This window comes from Nitrospira moscoviensis, assembly GCF_001273775.1.
Taxonomy (GTDB): domain Bacteria; phylum Nitrospirota; class Nitrospiria; order Nitrospirales; family Nitrospiraceae; genus Nitrospira_D; species Nitrospira_D moscoviensis.
In genome coordinates this window covers 4474992-4491402 of sequence record NZ_CP011801.1, presented here as the reverse complement: position 1 = coordinate 4491402, position 16411 = coordinate 4474992, and the positions used below count along the sequence as shown (strand labels likewise).

Here is a 16411-nt window from a genome sequence, read left to right as displayed (position 1 = left end):
AGGGTCATGCGGTTGCACATGAGGTCCATCATTCTGGCGCTGAGTGTCCTGCTCGCGGTCGGCGGCTGCGGAGGACCGGAAGAGCGAAAGGCCGGCTACCTGGCCAAGGCCCAGGGCTTCATTCAGGACGGCAACTTCCCCAAAGCCCGGGTGGCGCTGCGCAACGTCCTCAAGATCGACCCGAAAGACGCGGAGGCCTATTACTTCTTCGCCGAAGTCGAGGAGAAGGAAAAGAACTGGAAGAACGCCTTCGCCAACTACCAACGCGTGATCGAGCTTGTGCCCGATCATGAGCGGGCGTTGATCAAGCTGGCCAAGTTCTATCTCGAAGCTCGGGCGACCGACAAAGTCCTCGAAATGACCGAAAAAGTGTCGGCAAAAACGCCGGGCCACGTCGGGGCGGAAACGTTGAAGATTGCAGTGCAGGCGCTCAAGGGCGATCGGGACGGAGCATTGGTTGCGGCGGAGGCGCTCGGAGACAAGCATCCGACGGACCCTGATGCAGCTACCCTCCTGGCCACCTTGTACCTCGCGCAGGGAAGGCCGAACAGGGTGGAGCCGGTGATGCAACGCGCGGTGGAGGCGAATCCCGCCAACCTAGAGCTCATGGACTCCTTCGCCTCCGCCTTGATGCGGCTGGAACAGTACGACCGGGCCGAAGAGGTCTTGAAGAAGCTCGTCGAGGCCGATCCGAAGGTGCTTGACCGTCGACTGCGTCTGGCCGGCTTCTACGACGAGCGGCGCCGGTACGATCAGGCCGAAGCCCTGCTGCGGGAAGTGATCCGTCTCGATCCGGACAACGAGCAACGGTACCTTCACCTGGCCAAGTTTCAGGTCGGCCGGCGAGGAGCATCGGAAGGGGAGGCGGCGCTCCTGGAGGGCCGCCGCGCGCTGCCCCGCTCGTCGATGATCCGCTTCGCGTTGGCCGAATTGCACGAGGTGAACCGGCAGTCCGACAAGGCTCGAGCCATCTATGAAGAAGTGCGTGACGATTTTCGGGGCAAGCCGGCCGCGCTCGAAGCGAAGGTCAAGCTGGCGGCTCTCGACTGGTCGGCCGGCAAGCAGGAAGAAGCCGACAAGCAGATTGCGGATGTGCTGAAGGAAAATCCCCGCTCCTCCGAGGCCCTGCTGCTGCGGGGCCGGATCGCGCTCCAGCGCGGAAGCGGGAAGGATGCGATCCAGGACTTTCGCACGGTGCTGAAGGATCAGCCGGAATTGGCCGAGGTGCAGGCGCTGCTCGGCCGGGCCTACCTCAGCACATCGGAGACGATGCTGGCCAGGGAAAGCCTGGAGAAGGCGGTGGCGCTGAACCCCAGGCTTGCCGACGCGCACATGGCGTTGGTCGCGCTCGATACGTCGGCCGGAAAGTTCAAGGAAGCCCGCAGCCGGGTGGAGGGGCTGCTGAAGCTGGATGCGGATAATCTGCAGACGCTCAGCGTGCTGCTGAAGCTGCAGGCGGCCGAGCAAGACTGGGCCGCCACGGAACAGACCTTAGCCAGGGCTCGCGCGGCCGGCGCCGACCGCGCAGCGGCGGACCTGGCGGAGGGCCGGCTCCATCAGGCGCGGAAGGAATGGGCACAGGCCGGGGCGGCGTTCGAACGGGCGTTCACGCGCCACCCCGATGCACCCGAACCCCTGATCGCACTGGTGCAGCTCGATCTGCAACAAGGCAACACTCTGGAAGCCAAGCGGCGCTTGGAGCAGGTGCTCGCCCGCAATCCGACTCACTTGTATGCCGCGGGTCTTCTCGGGGAAATCGCGCTCGTCGGCGGCGATCAGGCCTCCGCTGAGCGCCGGTTCCTGGAGGCGACTCAACGGAAGCCCGATTGGGTGCAGCCCTGGTTGCACCTGACGACTCTCAAACTCGCCCAGAAGAAGTCCGATGAAGCCCGCGCCGTGCTGGAGAACGGCCTCAAGGCTGTCCCGAAGAGCGAGGAATTGCGTCTGCTGCTGGCGACCACCCTGACCGAAACCGGACAGATAGACCGGGCGATCGAGGAGTACGAAACACTGTTGCGCGCCAATCCGCGCGCCCTCCTCGCCGCCAACAATCTGGCTTCGCTCCTGGTGGACCGGAAAGGCGACCCGAAAAGCCTGGAACGGGCGCTGGTCCTGACCAGGGATTTCGAGACGGCGGCGCCCAACGCCTTTTTTCTCGATACGCTCGGATGGGTCCACTACAAGATGGGGAACTCCGGCCAGGCGTTGCACTTTATCCGGCAAGCGGCGGCGAAAGCGCCGGACCATCCGGTGGTCAATTATCACCTCGGGCTCGCCTATTTCAGAGCGGGGCAGACGGCGGAAGCGAGGACGTACCTTCAAAAAGCGGTCGGATCTCCGAACCCGTTTCCCGGTCTTGAAGACGCGAAGTCCGTTCTGGCTCAGCTGCAAGGATAGACCATGAAGCTGTGGCCAACGTCCATCATGATGCCGGTCCTGGTCTTGTGCCTGTCGGTCTGCCGGCTCGTCCAGGGCGGCGAGGCCGCCGCTGCGTCGCTTCCGAACGGCAGCGAGCCGCCGCCCGCGGCCGATGCGTCCTATCTGCTCGGCCCGGAAGACATGGTCAAGATCTCCGTGTGGAAGGACGAGCATCTGACACAGGAGGTGGTCGTGCGGCCGGACGGCATGATCTCGTTCCCGCTGGTCGGAGACATCCCCGCCGCCGGCAGAACCGTCGAGGATCTGCGGCTGGAATTGGTCAAGCGGCTGGCCAAATTTATGCCGAATCCGCACGTGTCGGTCCTGGCCACGAAGATTTTGAGCTACAAGATTTACGTGATCGGCCGGGTCAATAAGCCGGGGGAATTCCTGGTCGGCCATTATACGGACGTCCTCCAGGCGTTGAGCCTGGCGGGCGGGCTGACCCCGTTCGCCGCCGAAAACGACATTCGCGTCATGCGTCGCGACCGCGGGGAGCAGCGGGTGTTTCAGTTTCGCTATGGAGATGTCCGCAAGGGGAAGGACCTGAGCCAGAATATCATTTTGGAACGCGGCGACGTCGTGGTCGTTCCCTGATTAAGCAAGGGAGTATTCTTCGCGGGGCGGAGGATGCGATCAGGGACTCCAGATGACACGACGGCAGGTTCTTATCGTGGGGGTGATCGTGGGCGGTCTCGTGTGCATGGCGGTGAGAGAGACGGGCGCCGCCGAGTGGTCGGCAGAGCCATCGATGGCCGTGAAAGGCGAGTACAACAGTAACCTGACGCTGTCATCGATTCCCGGCGAGGTCTGGGGACATTGGATGTCGCCCTCGGTTCGATTCGCCGGTTCCACCGAACGATTGGAAGTCAGCGGGAAGGCCGCCGCCGATTTTGTGACCTATTATGGCGATCAAAACCGGTCGCTGACGAACCTCTATTTCCCGCTGACCGTCCGCTATACCTCCGAACGGGATGTATTCGGCCTCGACGGTGGATTTACCCGGGACAACACGCTCATGTCGGAGTTGCGGCAGACGGGCGCGGTGTTGAGTTTTACCCAGCGCAACATGCTGTCGGTGAGTCCGTCATGGACCCGCACGGTCACCGAGAACCTCTCGCTCCAGGTCGGGTATCAGTTCGCGAACGCGACCTATGAAAACGGAAGCCGACTGGGCCTGTTTGACTATGATCTCCACGGCGGAAACCTGGGGGCGTCGTACAAACCGACGGAGCGCGACACTGTGCAATTGACCGGATCATACTCGAAGGTCGACATACCCGATAACGGGCTGAAGATCGGCAATACGGGCGCGGCGCTTTCTTTCACGCACGCCTTTTCGGAATCCACGAGCGGGACGGTGTTCGGAGGGCCGAAGTTCCTGGATCAGACCCTCACGGTCGGAAGCACCTCCCTGGCTGATAAACAAATCATTTGGGCGTTCGGAGGTTCGATCGGGACCAAGTGGGAAGATGCGCAGGCGAGTCTCGACGCCAGCCGCGACGTCAACGTCAGCGGACTGGGAGTGCTTCTACGGACTGATCGCTTGGGAGCGGCCGCCAGCAAGGACGTGACCGAGAACGTCACCGTCTCGCTGGCCGGCGCGGTCTACCTGGTCCAGGCCGTTCCCGTCCAAGGGACCGGCGGCATCCAGATCGCCGAGACACGGGTCATCACCGTATCGCCCGCCGTCACGTGGAAACTCGCTCAATGGTGGACACTGGAAGCCGCGTACACCTATGCCGACAGGCAGATCGATGCGAACGACGACCGGAGCCACGGGCACTCCATGTTTCTGCGGCTCACGTACATAGTGCCGAAACTCTCGTTCTCGCGTTAACGCGTCGGACGGACGAACCGGAAGGATCAGGTGATGGAACAGCCGACACACGACCTGAAGGACATGGTGGGCATCCTCCGGCGCCGTAAGCTGCCGATGCTTCTCGTCGGGCTTGCCATCGCGAGTGCCGGAGTGGCGGTGGCGTTCGTGCTTCCGCCCTCCTATCGCTCGACGGCGACCATCCTGATCGAAGAGCAGGAGATTCCCTCGGACATCGTCCGGTCCGCCATCACCAGTTATGCCGACCAGCGGATCGAGACGATCAAGCAGCAGATCATGACCCGCTCGACCTTGTGGAAGATCGTGGAGCAGTACGGCTTGTACGCCAGCTTGCGCCGGGATAGTCCTACCGAGGAGGTCCTGGCAAGGTTCACCAAGGACATTCGCGTTGACGTCATCAATGCCAAGGTCATCGACAAACGGACGCAAAACGCGACGCAGGCGACGATCGCGTTCACGCTGACATACGACGGGGAAAGTCCGGACATCGCGCAGAAGGTGGCCAACGAACTGACGAGCCTGTTTCTGGGAGAAAATCTCAAGACGCGGGAGCGCCACGCGCAAGAAACCACGGCTTTCTTGAAAAAAGAATCCGAGACGCTGGCGCGACAGATCGGCGCGCTGGAGCTGCAGTTGTCCGCGATCAAGCAGAAGGCGGACGGCGCCCTGCCGGAATTGACGTCGCTCAACATGACGATGCTCAATCAGGCCGAACGCGAACTCCAGGATGCCGACCGGGAAATCCGGGCGTTGGAGGAAAAGAAAGCTTACCTCGAGGGCGAACTGGCCACGCTGAAGCCCCACACGCCGATTATCGCGGCCGGGGGAGAGCGGATTCTCGATTCAGCCGAACGCTTGAAGGCGTTGCGGGCTCAGTATGCCAGCGCGATCGGGTACCTGTCCGCGGAGCATCCAGATGTGCTGAAGATGCAGCAGGAGATCGCCGCCCTGGAAAGAGAAACGGGGCGGCATGCCGCGCCCGAAGAATTGCATAAGAAGCTGAGCGGCGAGCGGGCGGAACTGGCGGGACTGGTCGATCGGTATGGCGATGAGCATCCCGACGTCATCCGGTCACGCCGGATCGTCGCCTCTCTTGAGCAGGAACTCGAGCGTGTTCTGGCGGCGGGCACGCAGGCGCGCACGATCAAGCCGGAGAATCCGGCTTATATCAATATCCGCGCACAACTCTCGTCGACTACGGCGTCGCTACAATCGCTTCGGAAATCGCGGGAAGGCATCAAGCGCCGCGTGGAGGAATTCGCAGGCCGGCTCGAGCGGACGATTGAAATCGAGCCGACCTACCTGGATCTCAGCCGGAACCGGGAAGAATCCGTGCGCAAGCACCAGGAGATCATGTCCCGTCTGCTGGAGGCGGAGGTTTCGAAGGAGTTGGAGATTCAACGAAAAGGCGAGCGCTTCTCGCTCATCGATCCGCCGGACCTGCCCGAGAAACCGGACAAGCCCAATCGGCCGGTGATCATGTTCCTGGGTCTGATTCTGGCTGTTGCCGGCGGCATCGGCAGCGGGACGGTGTTGGAACAGCTCGACCGGTCGATCCGCGGCGCTGCACAGCTCGGGAGGCTCGCCGGTCTGCCTCCTCTGGCGGTCATCCCGTATATGCCCAACGAGGATGATGTGAGACGCATGGTCCGCCGTCGGGTGCGATTCGCTGCGGCCGGCGCCGGCGTGCTGGTAGTCTCGCTGATTGTCGTGCTGGTGCTGGGGTACCCGCTTGATGTGGTCTGGTTTGCGGCGCTCAGAAAGTTGGGCTTGTCATGATGGATAAACTGCAAAGCGCGATGGAACGGGTGCGCGAACAGCACCGGTCGGCTCAGGCGCCCCCGCGTTTCACGAGCGGGCACATTGCCTCGCAGTCGGCTGTGATCTACTCCCGGACGCGCTCTCTCGTCATCCCTCCGTACGTCCTCCGGCAGCACCGGATTCTGATCGGCCACGATTCACCCTTTGCCGATGCCTACAAAATCCTGAGGACTCAGGTGCTGCACCGGCTGCGAGAGAACGGATGGAACGTCCTCGGCATCAGCAGCCCGCGGGACGGCGAAGGCAAGACGCTCACCGCCATCAATTTGGCCATCGCCATGGCGGCGGAACCGACGCACACCGTGTTGCTGGTTGACGCCGATTTGCGCTCACCCCGGATTCCGGGCGAATTCGGCTTGGATGTGCAGGAGGGATTGACCCAGTTTCTGCTCGACGGCCGGCCGATCGAAGAGCTGCTGATCTATCCCAACCTTGGGCGGCTGATCTTTTTGCCGGCAGGTCGTGCGACAGAGCAATCTGCGGAGCTGCTGACCACGCCCCGCATGTCGGCCTTGAGCAAAGAGTTGAAGCATCGCTATACGTCGAGAGTGGTCGTGTTCGATCTTCCTCCGGTATTGGGACGAGCCGATGTACTGGCGTTTGCCCCCCAGCTGGACGCGTTGCTCCTCGTGGTGGAGGAAGGCAAGACGTCGGAGCCGGAGCTCCAACAAGCCTTGCAAGTCTTGAAGGGAAGCACGCCGATTCTCGGAACCGTGTTGAACAAGCACGGACGGGACGAACTCAGTCTGTCGAAACTCAGGCGCCTCGGCGCCCTGGAAACCAAGCCGGCACCATAGGAACCACCATGTATGAATCGTTTTATCGGTTCCGCTCAAAGCCGTTCTCGCTCTTGCCGGATCCCGAGTTTCTGTTCCTGAGTACCCGTCACAAGGCCGGCTTGAGCGTCCTGGAGTACGGATTGCTGAATCGCGCGGCGTTCACCGTGCTGACCGGAGAGCCGGGGACCGGCAAGACGACGCTCTTGAACAAGGTGCTTGAGCAGAGCGCGGGACGTTGTCTTGTGGGGATGATTACGACCACCCATCCCAATGCCGACACGCTCCTTCCTTGGGTGGCCGATGCGTTCGGACTGAACGGAGCCGGACAGGACGCGGTGGGATATTTCCGAGCGTTCACGGCGTTTCTCGGACAATGCTTCGCCGCAGGTCGACAAGTCCTCCTCGTCGTGGACGAAGCGCAGAACCTCAACCTCCAGATGCTGGAAGAGTTGAGATTGCTGTCCAACGTGAATGACGGCCGCCAAAGCGGCATTCAGATCATGCTGGCCGGCCAGCCGACGCTCCGGGCCTTGCTGACGAGACCGGATATGAAGCAGCTGGCGCAGCGCGTGGCGGTCGACTACGCGCTGGATCCGCTCGGCGAGGACGATACGCTCGCGTATATCCGGCACCGCCTACGGGTCGCAGGCGGCGATCCCGCGCTCTTCACGGATTACGCCTGTTCTCTGCTGCACCAACTCAGCGGCGGGACGCCGCGCGTCATCAATCAACTCTGCGACCTGTCCCTGGCCTACGGATTCGGTGAAGGCGCGGAACGGATCTCGTCGTCGCTGGTCCGGCAGGTGGCGATGGATCGCGCCGCCGGGGGGATTCTGCCGTCGTTGGTGGACCCGCGCGGCATCCCACTCGATCCAGTCAAGGTACAGGAAGAGACCGGAGGCCTGGAGCCGCCTGCGCCGGAGCCGGTGCAGGCGCCGGCCGCGGCGACGAGCATCGTCGTGCCGCTTCCTGCCGTCCTGCCGGAAGATGGATACGAGTCCTATCGAGAAGCATTGGCGCTGAAAAAGGCCGGCCAGTACCGGAAGGCCCTGAAGAAATTGGACCAGGCGGGTCAGGATCCGGCGTATCGCTTCAAAACGGCCGCCCAACGGGGATTGTGTTTACGCGCGATCGGCAAGCTCGAGGACGCCGCGTCGTCGTTCCGCCATGCCCTGAGCGTGAACGGGGCGAAGGCCACGGACCTTCTCAACGTCCGGTATGTTTTGGCGCTCACGCTCGACCAGTTAGGCCAGGGCGAAGCCGCCCAGGAACAATATCGTCAGATTCACCAGACCAATCCCGCCTTCCGTGATATCGCCGGACGGCTCGAACCTGTCGAGAACGGCCGTTCTTTCCCGTTCTCGTGGTTCTACTCCCTCAGACAGAACTGGCAACAGTTTCGGAGCGGGTCGCAGCCTGACGATTTGGTGCTCAAGTAAGGTCATCTCCCGGAACGAGTTTACCCATCCTGGAACGCACCGTAACCTCCCTGTAATCAATCGTCCCTATCCTCCGCTGGCCCGGCGCGGTTCCGCGGCGGCCAGTGAGGGGATCGATGCGCCATCACATCCGGACATGCGTGAAAGCCTGCCTGTGGGCCGGTGTTGTCGCCGGTCTCGCGCTGTCCTCGGATGCGACCGACGCGTGGGCGGGACGGCTCGAAGACATGCTCCTGGAAAACAAACAGATCAGCATCGACCAATGGGTCCGCCTCAAAGCCGAAGAGGAAAAGCGCCAGGCCAAAGAGTTCGAAGAGAGCCGGGGAGTCGGGGATGTGCCGGTGCGGGAGCGCTGGTACGAAAAAATCAGCCTTCGCGGCTATGCCCAGTTCCGCTATAACCATACGTTGAATCGCGACGAACTCCTAAGTAATCAGGGGGATCGCTCCATCGGGAGGAACAACGAGTTCTTTCTGCGCCGGGGCCGCGTGATCATCAGCGGCCAGCCTCACGAGCGCGTGTTCTTCTACATCCAGCCGGAATTCGCCAGTCTCGTGAGCGGCACGGAACAAGTCGCCGCGCTGCGCGACTTTTATGCCGACCTGTTTCTGACCGAAAACAAGGAGTGGCGCATCCGAGCGGGGTTGTCCAAGGTCCCTTATGGCTTCGAGAATATCCAGTCAAGCCAAAACCGCCTCGCGCTCGACCGCAACGACGCGCTCAACAGCGCCGTCCCGAACGAGCGCGATCTCGGCATCTTTCTGTACTATGCACCGACGGCGGTTCGTGAGCGGTTCCGCCGTCTCGTGGAGAGCGGCCTCAAAGGCTCGGGCGACTACGGCATGCTGGGCATCGGCATCTACAATGGACAAGGCCCCAATGCCAGGGATCTCAACAAGAACAAGCACGTGGTCTTCCATTCGACCTATCCGTTCGAGCTGCCGTTCGTGAATCACCAAATGGTCGAAATCGGCATGGATGCCTACACCGGACAGTATGGCGTCTCGGCGTCTCCGGTCGTTCCGGTCAATCCGTCATTCTTCCCGGCCGGCTCCTCTTCCGCCGGGCAGGCCATTCCCGTGGCCCCCGTGCTGCGAAACGGCGGCAACTATCTGGACGAACGGGTGGCGTGGCACTTCGTGCTGTATCCGCAGCCCTTCGGGATTCAGGCGGAATACACCATCGGCCGCGGCCCGGAGCTGAACAGGGACCGGACCGAGGTCGTCACCGGCAGTCTCAGCGGCGGCTACGTGCAATTGTTTTACAACTATCAATGCGACACCTATTGCCTGAACGTCTTTCCTTTTGTCCGGTACCAGGAATATTTCGGCGGCCGGAAGAGCGAAGGCAATGTACCGCGGAACTCCGTGCGGGAACTCGAAATCGGTTTGGAATATCAGTTCAACCGTGCGCTCGAGTTGACCGTGATGGGGACGTTCACATCCCGGAACTCGTCCGACAGCCAGTTTGATCCTGTCGCCTGTACCAGCTTCGGGAATTCCCCGGGAGTGAACAACATCGGGTGTTTGCAAACGCCGTATCAGCGCAACTCCGGCAATCTGATTCGCTTTCAGCTGCAGTGGAACTTCTAGCGCGAGGAGCCCGGCTCAGGTAAAGTGCCGGAAGTTGGGACAGAGGACTCCAACCGCCGCGGCGCCAGATGCCGATAGTGGATGATCAGTTCCCGGCGGTCCCAATACAGTAGCCTTTTCAGCCCTGCGGGGGCCGGATCTCGGGCGGCGGACTTCGGTGTAAACGACAGGGATCCAGGCTGCGGTGCGATCGGCCGCATGGGCGTCATGCGGTCGTCCTGGTGATCCGCAGCGCCGACATCCGCCATGTAACGCGCGTCGGAACGCAGGTTGCTTAGGATGACATGCAGCTCATCCCCGACTACGAACAGCCCGCCTGACGTCACTTCCCGTCTTCCCCCGGGAAATCTGACGGATTCGTAGAAGGCGACCACTTCCTCCGGGGTGGCCTTCTCCAACGCGAGACTGAGCAGGGGAGCCAGTTGCGCGATCTCTTTATCCGTCAAAGCCTGGCGCCGCCTCGGCTGAGAGAGGTCGTCATAGACGGGGAGGCGGGTCGCCGGCTCTTCGATCACAATGCCTGCGAGCGCCGCCGCCATGATCTCTGGGCTAATATGAGCCGGATGGCTGTGTCCATCCTTGCCGGTGGCCGCCGGGTCGGTCTGCAGACGCACGTAGGCCTGAGGCGTCTCGTACAGCGCCATGGTGACGATCGCGGCCGGTTGGCAGCCCAGCATGGCCGACAGTGCGCCCAGGGCAAGCAAGGGGATGGGTGAGTGTCGGTTCCGCACAGACCTCCCGGTGGCCGAACTAAGCGCTAGTTTGCCGGACGGGGAGTCGTAGGCACAAGCGCGGCCTTGACGGCCGACCATTTGGCCTGCAGCCGGGTAATCTCTTGCAGCGTCAACGGAAAGTACCCGTGGTCCAAGGCGAGTTGCTGTCCTTGCGCGCTCAACGCGAATTGCACCAACCGTGCAATCGGCGGTGACGGGGCTTGGTTGGTCTGCTGGGCGAGATAGAGGTAGAGATGGCGCCTGAGCGGGTACGTGCCGTTCATGGCGTTCTCGAAGGTCGGCTTCACGTAGCGCCCGCCCTTGACTGCCGCGATCGGCACGGGTCTCACCATCGAGGTGCGATAGCCGACCGCGCTGAAGCCGATCCCCTGCCGATCGTTCATGACGTCCAGCACGACGGAGGCCGACCCGTCCCCGTTGACCATCTGCGGGCGAAACGAACCGCCTTTGCAGACCTCTTCCCGAAAGAAGTAGCTGGTGCCCGAATTGCCGTTGCGTCCGTAGAGGTGAATCGGGGCGTCGAACCATTCGTCCATCAATCCCACCAGCCCCCAGGAGTCGACCACGTAGCTCAATCCGCGCCGCCGTTGCACGCAGAATATCGAGTCGAGCTCTTCCAGCGAGAGACCGGCGACCGGATTGTCGCGATGCACGAAGATCGCCATGGCGTCGACGGCCACCGGGATCTCGGTCGGCTCGTACCCGTACTCCCGGACGAACTCGCCGATCTCCTTCGCCGTCATGCGCCGTGACATCGCGGCGACCTCAGCCCGGTGCTCAAGGACCGCCTGGAGGCCTGTCTGGGAGCCGGCGCTGTCTATGGCGATGTGGACGCCGGGATGGCGGCGCCTCAGTTCCTCCACCCAGGCTTGTATCAGCGGCTTCATGCTGTCCGATCCGGCGACGGAGAACTTGCCGGTGACGGCTTCGCTGAATTGATAAGGCGGGATAAGAGGGTCCAGCTCCGGCCGCACTTGCCCGGAAGTGCCCGACGGGGCAAGCATGACAAGCCCCAGGCAAGTCAAGTGGATCCATACCCTCAGACAACGCATACTCATCGGTATCCTGCCTCCGCGTACCCTCGTTGAGACCGCAATCCGCACTACTCTAAGAAAGCGACGTTTCCGGATAATCAATCCGGTGTTAACTCCGCGTTAACTCGGGACAGCTCTATGGACTACGGCGTCAAGGAAGTTTACCGACAATTAACACCGGGCTAACGACTCCGTGCCGGGGATTCTCCTAGTATCACACGCCATGACCACCGGGGCCTCGACGATCGCTGTGCGCGACTCCATACTGATTTTCCTCACGGCCGAACCGCTCGCGCTGGCGCTCAAGAAGGGACTGGAGTCCGGCGGCACCAAGAGCACGGTCGTCACCAGCGAGGCCGCCGCGCTTGCCGAAGCGAAGGCCTCGCCGCCGGCCGTGATCGTCATCGATCGGCGGTACGCAACGACGTCGCTTCTGCGCCAGTGGCGGTCCCTGTTTGCCGTCCCCATCGTCGCCGTGCAACACGGCCCCACGCCTTGTTCGGACGACGAATGCCTCCAGGACTATGAGCGGGACATCGACCTCGTCGTATGCAATCAGAGCGCGCGCGAACTGGTGGCGCGCGTGCGCGCCATCCTCCGACGGCAGGACCGGCGGGCCGACGCGACGACGCACTACACGGTCGGTCCGATCCACATGGACTTGGATCGGCACGAAGTGACCGTCAATCGGCGGCTGGTCGACCTGACCCCGAAAGAGTTTCAGATCCTCCGCCAATTCATGGAATCACCCGGGCGGGTCTTCTCCCGGCAGGAGATGCTGAACCGCGTGTGGGGTGAGGGCTATGCGCTCGAAGAGCATGCGCTGGACGTGCATATTCATTCACTCCGCCATAAGATCGAAACGGATCCCTCCAGCCCCCGCTCCATCGTCACGGTCCGCGGCATCGGCTACAAGCTGCGGACGCTGTAATTCCGTCGTCAGAAAAAGGCGCGGCGGAGCGGTGTCCTCACGTCCCGTGCGGACGAGCGGCTGCGATAACGAGGAGACGCGAGCCTAGAAGTCGTCGACCGACACGGGACGCAGGAGGTCGCGCACGGAGAGGATGCCGACCATCGCGCCGCCTTTGGTGACCCCAAGATGTCGGGTGTGGTGTTTGGCCATGAGATCGGCGGCCTCCGTCAAGGGCCGCCGTTCTTCGATTCCCACCACGGGACTGCTCATGATCTCTTCGACGGGAACGAAACAGGCGCCGCGGTCGGCGCCGATCACTTTCTTGACGATATCGGCCTCGGTGACGATGCCCACCGTCGCGCCGTCCTGCTTCACCAGCACGCTCCCTACGTTGCAGGCCTTCATCAGTTTCGCTGCGTCGACCACCGACGTGCCCGCGTCCACCGCAACCAGTTCCCGCTTCATCAGTTGACCCACTGTCACCATCGGGCTCCTCCTTAGTGGTTATGCTCTCATCGTACGAGCCAGCGGTTGCAGCCGTGTCAGGGCATTGTTACTGGGCGGTAAATTTCGCTCTTGTCCGGCGAGCCGCGTCTCTCCCGTAGCAAGCGGCGCTCGGGCCCGCGCGACCGCCTTGGAACCGCCGCGCGAAAGTGTTACCGCTTGTTGGTGCGGAATTTACGAGCCTGTAACGTCCACCGGAGATGCTGGAAGGACAGCTTCATGAAGGCCAGCGTCGCGAGGAGCATCATGCCCAGGCCGTCTCGACCGAGCGTCCGCCATTTCCATACAGAAGTCGGCTCGTTGTTGTTTCACGCCGTCGTCGTCACCGTGAGCGCCGGCGTGGCCTGGTCGTTGCCCAGTCTGGCCCGCCAGTTCCTCTCGTTTTGGAGCCGCGTGGAGCACGAACGTGTCGTGTCGCTGACGGTCGAAGTGGCCATCGCCGTGCTGCTGATCATGTTGTTCAACTTTCTCTGGCGCAGCGTCCAAGATCGTCGCCATGCCGACTTGGCCGACGCGGCGGGGCTCGTCTCGTTCTTTCCCGCCCACGATCCCGCAGCGGAGAGACGGATCCGGGAACTGAAAGAGCGCGACGGATTGGGGCGAACGGTGTTGGCCATCGGGGTGACCGGCCGGGGGAGCGTCGTCGGGGACAAGGCCGAACTTCACGCGCTGCTGGACACCTGTCTGGAGGCCAAATTGCTGCTCCTCAACCCCTTCAGCGAGGAGGCCGCGCGCAGGGCGCAATCGCTCTCGCACCCGGATATTTCGCCGGATCGGTTTCGCGAGGAGCTCAAGGAGACGATCGCCTTCATCAAACGGCTGCGGGCCACGGGCAAGGTCATCCGCCTCAAACTCTATTCGGATCGCCCGCACATCCGGATGATCATTCTCGGCGACTATCTCTGGCTCCAGCACTACCACACGGGGCTGGATGTCCGATCGATGCCCGAATACGTCTTTCAATATAATGTGAACCATCATGGCCTCTATACGCTTTTTTACCAGTACTTCACCAAGCGCTGGGAGAATCAGGATATTCCCGAATACGACGTCCAGACCGACGAACTGGTCTATCGCTCGCGGAGCGGCACCGAACTCCGGCGCGAGCCGCTCGGTCTGGATGAGCGGAGAGATCCGATGGCGCTCGGAGTAGCGGGCGTCGGGGCGGTCGCGCAGGCAGAGCGAGCGGACCCGTGGCGGTGAGGGAGCCCATGCGCATTGCCATCGTCACCGATGCGTGGCACCCGCAGATCAACGGCGTCGTACGCACCCTCGGACAGACCGGCGCGCATTTGAAAGACCTGGGGCACGAGGTGCGCTTCATCACGCCGCTCGACTTCCGCACGTATCCCTGCCCGACCTATCCGTCGATTCGCCTCGCTGTGTTTCCCCGAAGAGGCGTGACCCGCGCGCTACGGGAATTTCGTCCCCAGGCGATCCATATCGCCACCGAAGGGCCGCTCGGCCATGCGGCCACGGCCTTGTGCTTCAGGCTGTCGCTGCCCTGTACGACGTCGTATCACACCCAGTTTCCGGAGTACGTGCGCGCCCGGTTTCCGCTCCCGATCGCCTGGTCCTACGCGTACCTGCGCCGCTACCACAGCCGCGCCACGAGGACTATGGTGGCGACCAATTCGATGAAGCGTCAACTGGAGGCACGCGGATTCCGCAATCTGGCGATTTGGGCGCGAGGGGTGGATGCAGAGGTGTTTCATCCGGGTCCCAAGTCGTTTCTTGCAGGACCGCGGCCGATCGCGATGTACATGGGCCGCGTGGCGGTCGAGAAGAACATCGAGGCGTTCTTGAATCTCGACCTGCCGGGCTCCAAGTACGTCGTCGGTGACGGCCCTGACTTGGAACTGCTGCGCCGGCGCTATCCCCACGTCATGTTCACCGGCCAGAAGGTTGGACGGGAGTTGACCGCGCATCTGGCCGCCGCCGATGTGTTCGTGTTTCCCAGTCTGACCGATACGTTCGGGTTGGTGCTGCTCGAAGCCATGGCCTGCGGTGTGCCGGTCGCGGCCTATCCCGTGACCGGACCAATCGACGTGGTACAGAACGGGAAGACGGGCGTGCTGCACGAGGATCTCAAGCAGGCCGTGCTCGGCGCGCTCAAACTCGACCCGGCCGACTGCGTGGCCTATGCGCGCCGGCATTCCTGGCGGAACTGGACCGAGCGCTTCGTGTCGCTGCTGGAGCCGTTTAGCGAGGATCGATGGGGATGAAGGGTCAACGTAGAATGAAAACGACCATAACCCGATATGTCTCAAATCGGATGCTTCAAGTAGCGGCAATTATCGCCACGGCTGTCGCTTGCTCCGGATGTTTACTGCTCAATGATGTGACTCCAGTTTCAATCAACACGTTTGAGAAGCTAACGCCGAAACATGGCCGCGCTCTCGTCATTTACGGAATAGGTATCGAAGGGAGATGGAGTTTCCCGGGCTTAACCGTGGCGCTAGATGAATACGACGCTCGAAATCAGTCTATCACTGGAAGCTGCTGGCGGTTCAATAGAATGGAAGCGTCCATCACAGCTATTGTCGGGACACGACAATATTTCATGTTTGATGTTCAGCCGGGTCACTATGTGTATAGCGGGTTCAATAGCGCTCAGGCGCGAAAGACTTGGGCGTTCGAAGTGCCTGCTGGACGAGCGGTCTACCTCGGCGATTTCGTTTATGCCGAGGATGGTACGGTCGATCTCCGCCGAGACCTCGCGAGCGCCAGGTCATATTTAAAGGAAGAAACTCTTTTGGCCAACGTCTCCCCGGTGCCTCCGCCTAAGCTCTTCCTTTGCGCTCCATGATAAAACACCCGCTGAAACCGTACCGTGCCTCGTATGCCTCGCTGTTCCTGCTACTGGGGCTCGTGCCGCTTCAAGAGTCACGGGCCGCTCTGATCACGTATAGTTTTGAGGGGAACGTGACCGGTCTTTCCGGCAGTGGGCCGCATCCCTTCACTGTTGGACAAAGCATGAGCGGATCATTTACCTATGACACTTCAACCGTTAATGTTTCCTTGGACCCAATCAGTGGACAGTACAATGGCGCCGTTACACAGCTCAGCCTTTCATTTGGTTCTTATTCCGTAACCGGTGGTCCTGGAGATATCCAGGTCGGTAACACCAGCCTTGGCGACGTTTTTTCGATGGGAAGCCCTACAACAGGTTTACCGCTCAACGGAAGTCACCCCTTTGCCTTCACTCTCAGTTTGCAAGACTTCTCCGGACTGGCACTTGATAGTACGGCGCTTGGACCCCTTCCACCCTCGTCTGCATTCGGAACCAAGTGGTTTACGCTCCGATTCACCGACGACGCCCCGTATCCTCAAGTTC

Annotated in this window: 14 protein-coding genes; 11 read left to right on the top strand and 3 right to left on the bottom strand. The window is 61.8% G+C overall.

Going from position 1 to position 16411, the window contains the following annotated elements:
- Nucleotides 1-6 precede the first annotated feature (6 nt).
- The 7 genes from NITMOv2_RS21835 (at nucleotide 7) to NITMOv2_RS21805 (ending at nucleotide 9889) form a co-directional block, all read left to right on the top strand.
- Nucleotides 7-2397 carry a tetratricopeptide repeat protein gene (locus NITMOv2_RS21835; RefSeq protein WP_053381840.1) on the top strand — a complete coding sequence of 797 codons (2391 nt, stop codon included), beginning with the start codon at nucleotides 7-9 and terminating at the stop codon, nucleotides 2395-2397.
- 3 nt (nucleotides 2398-2400) lie between these two features.
- Entirely contained in the window at nucleotides 2401-3015 is a 615-nt protein-coding gene (locus NITMOv2_RS21830) for a polysaccharide biosynthesis/export family protein (RefSeq protein ID WP_238590419.1), read from the top strand.
- Nucleotides 3016-3067: 52 nt separating this feature from the next.
- On the top strand, nucleotides 3068-4258 hold the full coding sequence (locus NITMOv2_RS21825) for a hypothetical protein (protein WP_053381839.1): 1191 nt from the start codon (nucleotides 3068-3070) through the stop codon (nucleotides 4256-4258).
- Nucleotides 4259-4291: 33 nt separating this feature from the next.
- Entirely contained in the window at nucleotides 4292-6037 is a 1746-nt protein-coding gene (locus tag NITMOv2_RS21820; RefSeq protein WP_053381838.1) for a Wzz/FepE/Etk N-terminal domain-containing protein, read from the top strand.
- A complete protein-coding gene (locus NITMOv2_RS21815; protein ID WP_238590418.1) occupies nucleotides 6034-6876 on the top strand; it encodes a CpsD/CapB family tyrosine-protein kinase in 843 nt (280 codons plus the stop codon). The genes NITMOv2_RS21820 and NITMOv2_RS21815 overlap by 4 nt, the downstream gene beginning before the upstream one ends.
- Nucleotides 6877-6884: 8 nt before the next feature.
- Nucleotides 6885-8297 carry an AAA family ATPase gene (locus NITMOv2_RS21810; protein ID WP_053381836.1) on the top strand — a complete coding sequence of 471 codons (1413 nt, stop codon included), beginning with the start codon at nucleotides 6885-6887 and terminating at the stop codon, nucleotides 8295-8297.
- 116 nt (nucleotides 8298-8413) lie between these two features.
- Entirely contained in the window at nucleotides 8414-9889 is a 1476-nt protein-coding gene (locus NITMOv2_RS21805) for a porin (RefSeq protein ID WP_053381835.1), read from the top strand.
- Here NITMOv2_RS21805 and NITMOv2_RS21800 read toward each other — a convergent pair.
- Together NITMOv2_RS21800 and NITMOv2_RS21795 are read right to left on the bottom strand one after the other, a co-directional pair.
- Nucleotides 9886-10620, bottom strand: a complete 735-nt coding sequence (locus tag NITMOv2_RS21800) for a hypothetical protein (RefSeq protein WP_145976476.1) — start codon at nucleotides 10618-10620, stop codon at nucleotides 9886-9888. The two genes, NITMOv2_RS21805 and NITMOv2_RS21800, sit on opposite strands and share 4 nt — an antisense overlap.
- Nucleotides 10621-10646: 26 nt before the next feature.
- On the bottom strand, nucleotides 10647-11627 hold the full coding sequence (locus tag NITMOv2_RS21795; RefSeq protein ID WP_053381833.1) for a PstS family phosphate ABC transporter substrate-binding protein: 981 nt from the start codon (nucleotides 11625-11627) through the stop codon (nucleotides 10647-10649).
- Between the two features lie 253 nt (nucleotides 11628-11880).
- Between NITMOv2_RS21795 and NITMOv2_RS21790 the strand changes: the two genes are divergently transcribed.
- Entirely contained in the window at nucleotides 11881-12588 is a 708-nt protein-coding gene (locus tag NITMOv2_RS21790) for a response regulator transcription factor (RefSeq protein WP_053381832.1), read from the top strand.
- A gap of 84 nt (nucleotides 12589-12672) precedes the next feature.
- Here NITMOv2_RS21790 and NITMOv2_RS21785 read toward each other — a convergent pair whose 3' ends face one another.
- On the bottom strand, nucleotides 12673-13056 hold the full coding sequence (locus tag NITMOv2_RS21785) for a CBS domain-containing protein (RefSeq protein ID WP_053381831.1): 384 nt from the start codon (nucleotides 13054-13056) through the stop codon (nucleotides 12673-12675).
- A gap of 264 nt (nucleotides 13057-13320) precedes the next feature.
- Between NITMOv2_RS21785 and NITMOv2_RS21780 the strand changes: the two genes are divergently transcribed.
- The 3 genes from NITMOv2_RS21780 to NITMOv2_RS24585 are packed head-to-tail and all read left to right on the top strand — an operon-like array spanning nucleotide 13321 to nucleotide 15883.
- A complete protein-coding gene (locus NITMOv2_RS21780; protein WP_053381830.1) occupies nucleotides 13321-14277 on the top strand; it encodes a hypothetical protein in 957 nt (318 codons plus the stop codon).
- 8 nt (nucleotides 14278-14285) lie between these two features.
- Nucleotides 14286-15299 (top strand): glycosyltransferase family 4 protein, encoded by a 1014-nt coding sequence (locus NITMOv2_RS21775; protein ID WP_053381829.1) that lies wholly within the window; start codon nucleotides 14286-14288, stop codon nucleotides 15297-15299.
- A 14-nt stretch (nucleotides 15300-15313) separates the two neighbouring features.
- Nucleotides 15314-15883, top strand: coding sequence for a hypothetical protein (locus NITMOv2_RS24585; protein ID WP_145976475.1), 570 nt, complete (start codon nucleotides 15314-15316; stop codon nucleotides 15881-15883).
- The last annotated feature ends 528 nt before the right edge of the window (nucleotides 15884-16411 follow it).

Excerpts from the sequence above, each read along its gene's own strand:
- NITMOv2_RS21785 (WP_053381831.1), bottom strand. The coding sequence starts at position 13,056 with ATGGTGACAGTGGGTCAACTGATGAAGCGGGAACTGGTTGCGGTGGAC.
- NITMOv2_RS21835 (WP_053381840.1), top strand. The coding sequence starts at position 7 with ATGCGGTTGCACATGAGGTCCATCATTCTGGCGCTGAGTGTCCTGCTC.
- NITMOv2_RS21780 (WP_053381830.1), top strand. The coding sequence starts at position 13,321 with ATGCCCAGGCCGTCTCGACCGAGCGTCCGCCATTTCCATACAGAAGTC.
- NITMOv2_RS21810 (WP_053381836.1), top strand. The coding sequence starts at position 6,885 with ATGTATGAATCGTTTTATCGGTTCCGCTCAAAGCCGTTCTCGCTCTTG.
- NITMOv2_RS24585 (WP_145976475.1), top strand. The coding sequence starts at position 15,314 with ATGAAAACGACCATAACCCGATATGTCTCAAATCGGATGCTTCAAGTA.
- NITMOv2_RS21830 (WP_238590419.1), top strand. The coding sequence starts at position 2,401 with ATGAAGCTGTGGCCAACGTCCATCATGATGCCGGTCCTGGTCTTGTGC.
- NITMOv2_RS21820 (WP_053381838.1), top strand. The coding sequence starts at position 4,292 with ATGGAACAGCCGACACACGACCTGAAGGACATGGTGGGCATCCTCCGG.
- NITMOv2_RS21775 (WP_053381829.1), top strand. The coding sequence starts at position 14,286 with ATGCGCATTGCCATCGTCACCGATGCGTGGCACCCGCAGATCAACGGC.
- NITMOv2_RS21815 (WP_238590418.1), top strand. The coding sequence starts at position 6,034 with ATGATGGATAAACTGCAAAGCGCGATGGAACGGGTGCGCGAACAGCAC.
- NITMOv2_RS21795 (WP_053381833.1), bottom strand. The coding sequence starts at position 11,627 with ATGCTTGCCCCGTCGGGCACTTCCGGGCAAGTGCGGCCGGAGCTGGAC.
- NITMOv2_RS21790 (WP_053381832.1), top strand. The coding sequence starts at position 11,881 with ATGACCACCGGGGCCTCGACGATCGCTGTGCGCGACTCCATACTGATT.
- NITMOv2_RS21805 (WP_053381835.1), top strand. The coding sequence starts at position 8,414 with ATGCGCCATCACATCCGGACATGCGTGAAAGCCTGCCTGTGGGCCGGT.
- NITMOv2_RS21825 (WP_053381839.1), top strand. The coding sequence starts at position 3,068 with ATGACACGACGGCAGGTTCTTATCGTGGGGGTGATCGTGGGCGGTCTC.